Consider the following 12,536-nt stretch of genomic DNA (forward strand, 5'->3'; position numbering starts at 1 on the left):
CCTTAATGGCGGCGGAGGCGGCTGGGGCGGCGGGGGTAATGACGGTGGAGGCGACGGTGGCTTCTTCGGCGGCGGCGGCGATTCCGGTGGCGGTTTCGACGGCGGCGGCTGGGGCGGCGACGGTGGCGGCGGAGGCGACTTCTAGCCAAACAGACTAAGTGGGGTCCATGCCCCGCATAGAAGCGGTACAACAACTGATCACTGATTTCAGTGGGCACCACTGAGCAGGACGAAAGGCATCACCATGGTTAAGCAGTCCATTTTCGGTCGGATCTCGCAGCTCGCCAAGGCGAACATTAACGCCTTGCTGGACCAGGCTGAGGATCCGCAGAAGATGCTGGACCAGATGGTCCGCGACTACACGAACAACATTGCCGAGGCCGAATCTGCCGTGGCTCAGACCATCGGTAATCTCCGGATGCTGCAGGCGGACTACAACGAAGACGTCAAGAACGCGCAGGACTGGGGCAATAAGGCCCTGGCAGCTTCCCGCAAGGCCGATGAGTACCGCAATGCCGGCGACTCTGTTGATGCCCAGAAGTTCGACAACCTTGCAAAGGTAGCCATCCAGCGTCAAATGACCGCTGAGTCCGAGGCGAAGGCCGCAGAACCGAGCATCGCCTCACAGACCGAGGTCGTGGACAAGCTCAAGACCGGGCTTGACCAGATGAAGAACAAGCTCAATCAGCTCACCGCAAAGCGCAACGAACTGGTGGCTCGCTCCAAGACCGCTGCGGCGCAGTCCCAGGTACACGACGCCCTCAAGAGCATCGACATTATGGATCCCACCAGCGAGGTTGGCCGCTTCGAAGAGAAGATCCGCCGGGAAGAGGCCAAGGTCCTCGGCCAGCAGGAGCTCGCCAGCTCCAGCCTTGATGCCCAGTTCAACCAGCTTGAAGACCTCGGAGAGCAGACAGAGATCGAGGCTCGCCTTGCAGCCCTCAAGTCAGGTGGCTCCAAGCCTGCCATTGGCGCTGGCGCTCCTGCCTCGACCGGCGCAACCATCGAAGAAGCCGACTTCGACAAGCTCTAAGAGTCGCTTGGACAGACTGTCCTGACCTACTGCTGAACCACGAGAAGGGCCGGATCCTGAAAAGGATCCGGCCCTCTTCTTTTTTGATCGCCTATTAGTCGTCGGTACCGCTATACCGCGGCAGGGCTTGCAGATTCCTGCCCTGGGCTGGCGTCCGTGGCCACTTCGGCACGAATCTCAAATCCCTTGGGATGGAAGTACGTGACGGTGCACTCCAGCACCTCTCCATGGTCACCGAGCGTGGTGCGCTCCAAACGCGGCACCATGGCGAACCCACGGACGTTCAGGGCGTCTGCCAGGTGTTCGGGTGGGGAGTGCATGGTGACCGTAATTTCGGCCCTCTGCAGCGGCTTCAGCGTACGGTCCTGGATGACTTGGTAAATGGAGTTGCGTTCCGCATCAGCCAAACTGATGTGGCGGCCAATGTGGGAGGGAATGAAGATCTCCGCAATCGCATAGGGCCAGCCGGCGCTTGAATACGAGCGGCGTATCACCAGAACAAGGTTGTCGTCGGAAACCAGCTTTGCCGGCACCGAGTCATCCTTTTCCATCCACTTGTATTCAATGAGGCCCTTGACGGTCTTCATCCCTGCAGCGGTGAAGGTCTCCATGAAGGGCGCCAGGCGGTTCAACATCTTCACCGGACGCTGTGCCATCACGAAAGTACCCTTGCCCTGTCGCCGTACCAAGAGGCCCTTAACTACGAGCCTTTCGATCGCCTTCCGGACTGTGGTGCGGCTGATGCCGTAAGCATCCATCAGGGTCTCTTCTGTGGGTATCCGGGACCCCGGCTCCAACCGGCTGATGTGATCCGTCAGGACGTCGGCCACTTGTTGATATACGGCTACCGGACCGTCCCTCTGGAGGGCTTCACGCTTGAGGCCAAATCCATAGTCTTCGTTGACCATTGAGCTTCCCATCCATTCTTGCCTCAGCGAATCCGGGTTTGATGCTAGCACCGCGATGACCGTGAGGATTTAAACAAAAGATCCGGACCAGTAAAAACTGATCCGGATCTTTTTCCAGTTGCGGGGACAGGATTTGAACCTGTGACCTCTGGGTTATGAGCCCAGCGAGCTACCGAACTGCTCCACCCCGCGTCGCAAGAACAACTCTACCGCACCCGCCCGGTGCTTCTGACCATATGGCAGCTAAGGTGCCGCAGATCACTCTCCCTCATTCGCACGCCTCGCGGTAACCGATTCACTATCCCAGGACGTGCTTCCGATTCGAAACCCCGATGTGGCCGCCGCCTGCGTGGGCGGAGCCCGGGATGCCGCTCCCTAGCTATTGGGGCAAAACAAAAGGTCCGGATCAGTAATTACTGATCCGGACCTTTTTTCCAGTTGCGGGGACAGGATTTGAACCTGTGACCTCTGGGTTATGAGCCCAGCGAGCTACCGAACTGCTCCACCCCGCGTCGCAAGAACAACATTACCGCCCGGTGAATGGCAGACCAAATCCTGGCGACGTGATGTGCGTCTCCCCCGTACGCGAAAGGCCGGCAGCCCGCCCCCGAAGGGAAGCAGGTGCCGGCCTTTCAGACAACCAGGGAACTAGCCGCTTGGCGTAGGCGAGGGTGTCGCGCTGGGAGTGGCCTCCGGTGTTGCCGAAGGCGTCGCCGTGGCGCCCAGACGCGTTTCCGCATCCACAGCCTTCTTCAAGGCTTCGGACAGCTTGGTCTGCTGGGCACCGTAAGCGGCAAAGTCGCCCTTGGCCAACGCAGCCTGGCCATCCTGAATCGCCTTATTGGCCTCGTCCAGCGCTGCCTTGAGGTCGGCCTTGGCATCGGTGGGGCCAGCGGGCGGTGTAGTGGTGCCCGGCGGCGCAGTAGGCGTTTGGCCGTTGTTGTCGGCATCTCCGGCTGTAGCACCGGAGTTGCCACCGAACAGTTGGTCGAGGGCCTCGTCCAACGTGGGTGCAAAGCCGATCTTGTCACCAAAGGCCACCAGCACGCGCTGCAACGTCGGGTAGGACGTCTCACCGGTGGACTTCAGGTAGACGGGCTGTACGTACAGCAGACCGCCACCCACAGGCAGCGTCAGCAGGTTGCCGTTCAGCACGTCCGAGGCTCCCTGCCGCAGGAGGTTCAAGGCCTGGGACACGGTGGGATCGGAGTTGAACTTGTTTTGCGCCTGGCCGGGACCGGGGACTTGGGTGTCGGTGGGGAGCTCCAGGAGCCGCAGCTTTCCATAGCTGTCCCCCTTGACGCCCTTGACGTTTCCGGCGTCAGAGTCAGCAGCGAGGAACCCATACAGGATGTTCCTGGCACTTCCATTGACCGTTTGCGGAATGAAGGATGAGGTCAGCTGGAAGGCCGGCTTCTCCTGGTCGGGCATCTGCAGGGACATGTAGAACGGCGGTTGCTTGACGGCTTCCGAAACCGTGGGATCGTTCGGAACGCTCCAAGCATCGTTGTTCTGGTAGAAGCTGTCCGGATCCGTCACGTGGTAGCGGCCCAGCAGTTCCCGCTGGACCTTGAACAGGTCTTCGGGGTAGCGAACGTGGCTCATGAGATCGCCGGACATCTCCGAATACGGCTTGATGACGGTGGGGAAGACCTTCTGCCATGCCTTCAGAATGGGGTCTTGGTCATCCCAGGCGTAAAGATTGACGGACCCGTCATAGGCGTCCACTGTGGCCTTGACCGAGTTGCGGATGTAATTCACCGAGCTGTTCGGCAGGGCCACGGTGCGTCCGGCACTGGTCTGCGAGTCAACAGTGGCGTTCTGCAGCTGTTGCGGCTGGGAGTACGGGAAGTACTGGCTGGTGGTGTAGCCGTCAACAATCCACTTGACGCGGCCGTCCACCACTGCCGGATACGCATTACCGTCGACTGTCAGGTACGGGGCGAGCTTCTCAACGCGTTCGCGCGGATTGCGTTCGTAAAGAATCTGGGATTCCGCGTTGACGCCGTCTGAGAGCAAGAGATCAGAAGACTGGAACTTGATGGAGTAGAGAATTCTGTTGAGCCAGTTGCCAACGTTTGGTCCACCATTGCCGCTGAAGGTGTACTGCGTTTCGCCCCCACCTTCACGGCCCGCAGGGCGGTCCTGCTCGCGGTTCGGGGCACCGTCCGGAGCACCCACGATGGAGTATTCAGGCGAATTCTCGCCGAAGTAGATGCGGGGTTCATAGGAAGAGTCGTTACCGAGGACACCGTTGGACGGGATGCCCGACTGCAGGAACTCGGGTTTGCCGTCGGCCGTGAACTTGTTGCCCTTGGCTGCGACAACGCCGTAACCGTGGGTGTACACGATGTGCCTGTTGACCCAGGTCTGCTGGTTGGCGCTCAGGCCATCCGGGTTCAATTCGCGAACAGCAATAACAGTGTCCTGGACTTTGCCATCAACCATGTAACGGTCAACGTTCAAGGTCTGCGGGAACTGGTAGTACGGACGGTACTGCTCCAACTGGGCGAACGCGGAGGAAATAAGGTTCGGGTCAAGGAGACGAATGTTGGCCGTGGTCTGCGCGTCCGCGGCCAAGGCCCCGGTAGTGGCGGTGGTAGTGGCGTTGTAAGCCGAGACGTCGATCTTGTCCAGACCGTACGCAGCGCGCGTCATCTTGATATTTCGATCAATGAACTCCTTTTCCAAGGTGTTCTCCGACGGGCGTACCTGGAACTGCTGAATGACCCAGGGATAAACGCCACCGGCCAGAATGGCGGTGATAACCAGCATCGCGGTACCGATGACGGGAAGGCGCCAGCGACCAATAACCGCGGCAATGATGAACAAGATGGCGACGAGGCCCGCAGCGACGGCAAGAATCGCCTTGGTGGGGACAACCGCGTTGACATCCGTGTAGAGGGCACCGGCCCAGCGGCCCGAGTTGTTCTGGACCGTCGTATACCTGTCAAGCCAAAAATTGATGCCCAGGAGTACCAGGAACAGGGCACCGGTGACGGCGATATGGATCTGCGCTGCGCGGCTCGTAAAGATGCCGCGTTCCATGAGGCGGATGCTGCCGTAGAGGTAGTGCGTGAGGATGCCTGCAATACCCGCGACAACCGCGATGCTGATCAGGAATCCCGTGACGAAACCGAGGAACGGCAGCGTCATCAGGTAGAAGCTGATGTCCATGTTGAACAACGGGTCGGTCTGACCGAAGGGCTCCTGGTTGAAGAACAACAGCGCCTTCTGCCACTGGCTGGCAGCCGCACTGCCGGCAAAAAGCCCGAACAGGATAGGCAGACCGATCATGACCACCCGGCGAACAGGTTCAAGCTGCGCTTGGTAACGGTTGAGGTTGTCCCGGGCCTCAGCATCCGGAGCATAGACGGGCCTGGAGCGGTAGGCGATCCTGATGGCGAAGAAAACAGCGGCAAACATCATGGCGAAACCGATGAGGAACGTGATGATCCTGGCGAGGTTTTCGCGGATATAAACTTCGAAGAAGCCAAGCTGCTGGTACCACAGGACGTCAGTCCACACATTGGCGAAGAAAATGAACCCGACGACGGCCACTGCCACGACAATGAGCGTCGGCGTCAGGGCACCTCGTCTCAGCGGTGATCTTCCGGGCGGGTTGGAGCTGGCGGGACGGGACAAACTCTGTACCTCATTGGTGTCAGTGAACAGTCGGTGTGCGCGTGTTGACAATCTCTACCGCTGGGAGCTGGCAGAGGCCGTCATGTATGCCACGAGTGGCAGTGAATCTAAGTTCCACCGTCAGTCTAGTTGTTTGTGCAGGTGGGAAGGCTCCCCGTGTCCTGGCCGGCTCCGAGGCGTTCCACGGCGGAGGTGGCGTCTGCGAGGGTTTCAACTTTCACGACCTGAAGCCCGTCCGGTACGTGGCCTACGACATCGGCGCAATTGGAGGCCGGAGCGAGAAACATGGTGGCGCCCTTTTGGCGGGCGCCGATCATCTTTTGGGCGATACCACCGATAGGTCCCACGGCGCCGTCGGCCGTGATTGTTCCCGTGCCCGCGACGTGTTTGCCGCCGGTGAGATCCCCCGGAGTGAGGTTGTCCACGATCCCCAAGGCAAACATCATGCCTGCGCTGGGCCCGCCAACGTTGTTCAAAGAGATGCTGACGTCAAACGGGAACGTAAAGTCACTGGCCAGCAACACCCCCAGAACGTACCTGTCAGCCTGGTTCTTGGTGGGGGTTATGGTCACAGACACCGCCGTGCCTTTCCTGTCCAACCCCACGACGACCGGCGATCCGGCACCCGCGGCCAGTTCTGCCTGGACCACGCTCATGGAAGTGATCGCCCTGCCATTGATCGAGATCAGACGGTCGCCTTCCTGGATCTTCCCGGCGGATGGCGAAGGGTCCGACAGACCCGCGACGTTGAGCCGCTGCTCAAACGGAATCTCAAGCTCACGCAATGCTGCGGCCACGGCGTTCTCCTGCGATGTTTCCATCGCGATTTCGCCTTGCTGCACAGTCTGCTCAGCCGTGGTGCCCTTGGGATAGATAAGTTCCTCCGGATAAATGGCTTTGGAGGGATCCAGCCACGCCCGGAACACGTCAAAAATGGTTGCCGGGGTCTTAGGACCTCCCGTCATGACCACAGTGGTCAGGTCAAGGTTGCCGTTCGCTGGAAAAGACTCGCGACCAGTAATACTGATGACGGGTTTATCGCCGTCCTTGCCCAAAGTATTGAAGGTGGGGCCCGCCGACTCAATGACATACGGAACCGGCAACGCTGCCGCCCCAATGCCCAGGCCCAGTGCGAGGAGCCCGGAGATCACCATGATCATGTACCGGGCGTCACGGGGCGGCGGGGGCACTGAGGCGGAATCGGCGTCGGGCGTCTGACGCGGGTCCAATGAGCCCTCGGGGCTGGGCGAAGTAAGCATTGAGGCCTCTCTATGCCGGCATTGCGTGACCGGATCCATGGCTCCTGCCGCCGAGAGCGGCGGCGGCACATACCAAACATCAACACTACGCGGTCTGACGATGCAGCACTGCTTTGCCTACAGCGAACGGGAGCTCCTCCGGGCAGACAGCCTTCCGGCCGCGCGGTACGGTGAAAGAGATCACCAGCCAGTTCGACGATCGGCGGCACCATGACTTCCAACCCCAACAATCCGTCCAACGACGACGAGACCCCCAAGGATCCGCTGGCAGAAATGCTCCAGAACCTGATGGGCGGCCAGGGCATGGGCAACATCGATCCCGCCGAGCTGGCCAAGGCCGCGGGACTGCCCAACGATCCCCAGCTCCTTCAGCAGATGTTCGCCCAAGTGCAGGCAATGATGAGTTCAACCTCTGATGGCCCCGTGAACTGGCAGCTCGCCCATGAGAACGCACGTCGCGTGGCCGCCGCCGGCAGCGACCCTTCGGTCAACGCCCACCAGGCTAAGGAAATCGACGAAGCGCTGAGGCTTGCAGAACTTTGGTTGGACCCGGTGACCGATCTCTCGGCAACCGGCCTGATCGGCCGGGCGTGGTCGCGGGCCGAATGGGTTGAAGCCACACTGGGCACCTGGAAGCGCCTGACCGAACCGGTGGCCAACAGCATCGCCAATGCCCTGTCCAACGCTCTCACCCAGCAAATGCCTGAAGAAATGAAGTCCATGATGGGCGGCGCCTCGTCAATGCTTCAAAACATGGGCGGGGCAATTTTCGGCATGCAACTGGGACAGGCCATCGGCGCGCTCTCCGCCGAGGTGGTCAGCTCCACTGACATCGGTGTCCCCCTGGCGGACCTGGAGATGGCGCTGCTGCCGGCCAACGTCGCCAAATTCGGGGAAGGCCTCAGCCTCCCCGAGAACGATGTTCGACTCTTCCTGGCCGTCCGTGAAGCCGCCCACGCGCGCTTGTTCGTCCAGGTTCCTTGGTTGCGTGGTCACCTGCTTGGAGCCATTGAGGCCTACGCCCGCGGGATTCACATCGACATGTCCCGCATTGAAGACCTCGCCCGGGACCTCGACCCGAGCAACCCCGAAGGAATCCAGGAAGCACTGTCCCAAGGCGTCTTCACACCCGAACGCACGCCGGTCCAGACGGCCGCGCTGGAGAAGCTCGAAACAGCGCTTGCCCTGGTGGAAGGCTGGGTGGACGAACTCACAGCCGAAGCCACCGACAAGGTGCTGCCGTCCGCGACTGCACTGCGCGAAACCGTACGGCGTCGCCGCGCCACGGGCGGACCCGCCGAGCACGCGTTCTCGTCCTTGGTGGGCCTGGAACTACGCCCCCGCAGGCTCCGGGAAGCGGCAACGCTGTGGGCCACGCTCAAAGAAGAACGGGGCATCGCCGGACGTGACGCGATCTGGCACCACCCGGACCTCCTGCCCACAGGTGAGGACCTGGACGACCCCAAGGGCTTCTCCGAACGACGGCGCCTTGCCGAGGCAAGCGACAGCGAAGTTGATGACGCCCTGCAGAAGCTTCTGAGTGGCGGTTACGAAACCCCCGACGCCACCGCGAGCGAAGATTCGACTCCCCACAAAGATTCCGCGGAGAACGAATCCGGCAAAGAAGGGGAAGCAGATGACAGCGACCCCGGGACGCCGACAAAGTAACGCAAAATAACGAGGCACCACCACGTCAGCAGAGCCCTCGGGTGTGACGCCCTCGGATGAAATGCTGTGCTGCATCAGCAACGGCCGCCATCTCCATGGCGGCCGTTGTCCGTTTAAGAGCCGTTAAAGACAGGGGCGATGTAAAGAGGGCCGTCACTCACAACGCTCTGGCTCGCCACAAGCTTCGGCGATCAGTCAGCCGCGTTCCAAGCGGGTTCAGCGTGATCCTCCGCATCGGGTACCGCAGGTAGGCCCCGGGAGGTAGCGAAGGCAACGCCTTCAAGGAAGGCTTTTGCCCGCTGAGTCTCGGGGTAGGCCTCAACCAACGTCCAGAATTCGGCATTGTGCCCCGCCACGAGCAAGTGGGTCAGCTCGTGCACCAGGACGTAGTCAATAACCCATTGCGGCATGTGCTGTAGCTTGTTCGACAATCGGATGGTGCCGTCCGCAGGAGTCGCCGAGCCCCACCGGGAATTCTGGTTGGACACCCAGCGAACAGATGTGGGGACTGCCCGCCCACCAAGATACGTTTGCGAGAGATGCTCGGCATGCTTGGCGAGTGCTTGGTCCGTGGCCGGACGGCGCCTGCCGGAACCTGCCTGCCGCTCCCCCTGCTTATGCAGCTTCGCCAGCATCCGCCGCACCCATTCACGTTCCTGAGACTTGCTGAAGCTGGCAGGGATGGCGATCACGGCATTGCCGTCTTCCCAGAAAGCGGCAACGGTTCGGCGCCGCCTCGCTGACCGGCGCACGACGACGGGTGCGCCGTCGTCCGTGATGTGCGGAACGTCCGCAGTGGAGGCGGATGGGCGGGTCATCAGAGTTCGCTGCTTTCAGCGAGTACAGCCAGGACGGCTTCGCCGTAGCGTTCGAGCTTGGATGGGCCGATCCCGGCCAAACCAGCCAGTTCCTCCAGCGATGACGGCTTGGCCTCGGCAATGGCCGTCAGTGTAGCGTCTGTGAACACAACGTAGGCTGGCACGTCGGCAGACTGGGCCTGGTCCAGTCTCCACTGCCTCAGGGCATCGAACGTTTGCTCCTCATACGTGGGCGGGCACTGGTTGCAGCGACCCACCTTGCGTTCGGCTCCACTGGCAAGCATGCTTCCGCAGACCTTGCACGACGCCGGCGCCGCGGCTTTCCGTCGCGCGGGACCTGTCTTGCTGCGCGCATTGGCCGATGCCACGGAATTCGGGCGAAGGCCGTCCAGGAAACGTGAAGGCTTCCGGTTGGCCCGGCCGCCCGGTGTCCGGGCCGTGGACCATGACAGATTCAGGTGCTCGCGAGCACGGGTGATGCCGACGTACAGCAGCCTGCGTTCTTCGTCCACGTCCTCGGGGGTGTCGGCAAAGGAAATGGGCATGAGGCCTTCGCTGAGGCCCACCAGGAACACTGCATCCCATTCCAGGCCCTTCGCTGCGTGGAATGAGGCAAGAGTGACACCTTGAACGGTGGGGGCGTGTTGCGCGACTGAGCGCTCCTGAAGTTCGTTGACGAACTCAGCCAAAGTGAACGACTCCCCACGGCTGACTGCAAGCTCATCAGCCAAGGCAACCAAAGCTGCCAAGGATTCCCACCGTTCACGCAGTGCTCCCCCATTGTGCGGGGCGGCATCCGTATAACCGAGTGAGGCAACGATGTCCCGGACGATCTGCCCTAAAGATTCCTGGGGTCCCTCAGCCACTGCGCGGGTTGCCGCCCGCAATTGGAGGATGGCATCGCGGACTTCCTTGCGCGCAAAGAACCTCTCGCCTCCCCGGAGCTGGTAGCCAATGCCGGCCGACGCCAGTGATTGCTCGTACGCTTCAGATTGGCCGTTGGTTCTGAACAGGATGGCGATCTCGCTGGCCTTGACGCCGGCGTTGAGCAGTTCCTGAATTCTGCCGGCCACGACGGCGGCTTCCGCCTCGTCATCCGGGCACTCCATGAAGCGTGGCTCCGGACCCGAAGGCCGTTGGGCCACGAGCTTGAGCGGTGATGCCCACGCTGCATCCGCGACCGGCCCGCCGCTTCGGCGGGAGCCAAGGAGGTCGTTGGCCAACTTCACCACTTGCGGGGTAGACCGGTAATCGCGAATGAGCTTAACGACTGTCGCCTCGGGGAACTGCGCTTTGAACCCCAGAAGATGCTTGGGTGAAGCTCCAGTAAAGGAGTAGATGGTCTGGCTGGCATCGCCCACCACGCATAACTCGTTCCGGCCCCCAAGCCACAAATCCAACAGCCGTTGTTGCAGCGGCGAAACGTCCTGGTACTCGTCCACCACGAAGTGCCGGTATTGTTCCCTGACGGTTGCCGCAACCTTAGGATCCTCTTGCAGTATCCCCACGGTGATGAGAAGGACGTCTTCAAAATCAATGACGTTGCGGTCCGTTTTGATGTCTTCGTAGGCCTGGAACACCCTGGAAACCGCGGTGAGATCGAACCCTCCGGGAGTTCCACGGCCTTGGGCATTTTCCAGGTAATTCGCCGGGGTCAGCATGGACACCTTGGCCCACTCGATCTCCGCTGCCAGGTCCCTGATGGACGCACGATCAGTACTGAGGCGGAGCCTGCGGGAAGCTTCGGCGATCATATTGGCTTTGTGATCCAGCAGGCTGGGCAAAGTTCCCCCGATTGCCTGCGGCCAAAAGAACTGCAACTGCCTCAAGGCCGCGGCGTGGAAGGTGCGGGCTTGAACATTGGCAACGCCAAGATCGCGGAGCCGGCTTCGCATCTCGGCGGCGGCCCGGGACGTAAATGTCACGGCCAATAGCCTCTGGGGACTGTATACGCCGGAATGAACTCCGTAGGCGATGCGGTGGGTAATGGCACGGGTCTTTCCCGTGCCTGCCCCTGCCAGGACACACAGGGGTCCCGTCAACGTACTGGCTACTTCGCGCTGTTCTTCGTCCAGGCCGCCGAGGATGCGCTCCTCAAGTGAGGTGCCGGCGTCGAAAATCTCTTCGGTCACGGCTGGAGGTCTTCGATGACGCCGCCGTACCAATGCTCAATCAGTGAACGCGCAATGGACAAGCGCGTTGAAATGGTGATCTCACCGCTCAATACGGCATCCTGTAACTCCTCGCGGCTGAACCACCGTGCGCGGGTGACCTCTACGCCGTCGGGCCGCGCCACGGCGTCGTCCGTCTTAGCAGTGAATCCCAACATGAGGGAAGCGGGGAAGGGCCAGGACTGTGAACCGAGGTACTGGCAGGCAGTGACACGAACGCCTACTTCCTCCCCAATTTCCCTCACCACGGCCTGCTCCAGAGACTCACCGGGCTCAACGAATCCTGCGAGCGTAGAGTAATTTTTGGCGTCGACAGGCCCGCCGCCGCCGAGCAAGAGCCGGCCATCGGGGCCCACTACCGTGACAATGATGGCCGGATCCGTCCGCGGATAATGTTCTGAGTTGTCCTTTGGACAACGACGAACCCAGCCCCCAGCCTCGATATCCGTGGGCGTGCCGCATTGCGGGCAATGCGTGTGGGTGGCGTGCCAGTTGGAGATTGCACTGGCCTCGATAAACAAAGCGGTGTCCTTGGCATCAAGACGCGCCGCGACGTCGCGAAAGCCTGCCCATTCAGCGTTCATGGGCACCGTGGCGGTGCCGGGAGCCGGCTGCTCCGGAACCGTGAACAACACGATGGGAGTGCCCTCCGGCAACGAAGACGATGTCAAGGTGGTGCCCAGGTAGATGGCGGCAACAGCGCCGGCACCGGACCCTTCAAGAGCGTTCCACAACGGAGCGGCGTCTCCGAACCACAGACCGTCAGCGGTCACCAATGCTTTGCGCTGCGAGATGACGATGGCCTTGGCCGAGCCGGAGGCCACAAGCTCCTCAACCATTCCGGGCTTCATGCGAATGCCCGAGCCGCGGTCCACCATGGCAGGGCGAACGGGAAGAACGGTCTCCATCAGGTGGTTGGCAAGCGCCGGCGACTCCGTATAACTCATGTATCTACCGTACTGACTCGTACCGACAAAAAACATTTGGAAAGGTCCCCTGCTGTGGACACCTTCCTGGGGTGTTCCCAGTTTGGG

8 protein-coding genes and 2 tRNA genes are annotated in these 12,536 nt (G+C 61.2%); 2 read left to right on the top strand and 8 right to left on the bottom strand.

Annotated features, from left to right (window positions below):
- Window positions 1-244: 244 nt before the first annotated feature.
- Window positions 245-1,033 carry a PspA/IM30 family protein gene (locus tag AR689_RS19500; protein WP_062072823.1) on the top strand — a complete coding sequence of 263 codons (789 nt, stop codon included), beginning with the start codon at window positions 245-247 and terminating at the stop codon, window positions 1,031-1,033.
- Window positions 1,034-1,143: 110 nt separating this feature from the next.
- On the opposite strand, the gene AR689_RS19505 is transcribed toward AR689_RS19500, so the two are convergent.
- The 5 genes from AR689_RS19505 to AR689_RS19525 all read right to left on the bottom strand — a co-directional run bounded on the left by AR689_RS19505 (window position 1,144) and on the right by AR689_RS19525 (window position 6,845).
- Window positions 1,144-1,941, bottom strand: a complete 798-nt coding sequence (locus AR689_RS19505; protein ID WP_062072825.1) for a GntR family transcriptional regulator — start codon at window positions 1,939-1,941, stop codon at window positions 1,144-1,146.
- 118 nt (window positions 1,942-2,059) lie between these two features.
- Window positions 2,060-2,133: transfer RNA gene (locus tag AR689_RS19510), tRNA-Met, on the bottom strand.
- A 246-nt stretch (window positions 2,134-2,379) separates the two neighbouring features.
- Window positions 2,380-2,453: transfer RNA gene (locus AR689_RS19515), tRNA-Met, on the bottom strand.
- 136 nt (window positions 2,454-2,589) lie between these two features.
- Entirely contained in the window at window positions 2,590-5,586 is a 2,997-nt protein-coding gene (locus tag AR689_RS19520) for a UPF0182 family membrane protein (RefSeq protein ID WP_062072827.1), read from the bottom strand.
- A gap of 125 nt (window positions 5,587-5,711) precedes the next feature.
- On the bottom strand, window positions 5,712-6,845 hold the full coding sequence (locus tag AR689_RS19525; protein WP_062072829.1) for a YlbL family protein: 1,134 nt from the start codon (window positions 6,843-6,845) through the stop codon (window positions 5,712-5,714).
- A gap of 210 nt (window positions 6,846-7,055) precedes the next feature.
- Between AR689_RS19525 and AR689_RS19530 the strand changes: the two genes are divergently transcribed.
- Entirely contained in the window at window positions 7,056-8,513 is a 1,458-nt protein-coding gene (locus AR689_RS19530) for a zinc-dependent metalloprotease (protein WP_062072831.1), read from the top strand.
- A 191-nt stretch (window positions 8,514-8,704) separates the two neighbouring features.
- Here the strand turns inward: AR689_RS19530 and AR689_RS19535 are convergent, their stop codons facing one another.
- The 3 genes from AR689_RS19535 to nudC are packed head-to-tail and all read right to left on the bottom strand — an operon-like array spanning window position 8,705 to window position 12,449.
- Entirely contained in the window at window positions 8,705-9,331 is a 627-nt protein-coding gene (locus AR689_RS19535; RefSeq protein WP_062072833.1) for a M48 metallopeptidase family protein, read from the bottom strand.
- Window positions 9,331-11,463 (bottom strand): ATP-dependent DNA helicase UvrD2, encoded by a 2,133-nt coding sequence (locus tag AR689_RS19540; RefSeq protein ID WP_062072835.1) that lies wholly within the window; start codon window positions 11,461-11,463, stop codon window positions 9,331-9,333. Before AR689_RS19540 ends, AR689_RS19535 begins: the two co-directional genes overlap by 1 nt.
- Window positions 11,460-12,449: an NAD(+) diphosphatase gene (gene nudC, locus AR689_RS19545; protein WP_062072837.1), complete on the bottom strand. Its 990-nt coding sequence runs from the start codon at window positions 12,447-12,449 to the stop codon at window positions 11,460-11,462. The genes AR689_RS19540 and nudC overlap by 4 nt, the downstream gene beginning before the upstream one ends.
- Window positions 12,450-12,536 lie beyond the last annotated feature (87 nt).

The organism is Arthrobacter sp. EpRS71, from assembly GCF_001512285.1.
In the GTDB taxonomy this organism is placed as follows: Bacteria; Actinomycetota; Actinomycetes; order Actinomycetales; family Micrococcaceae; genus Arthrobacter.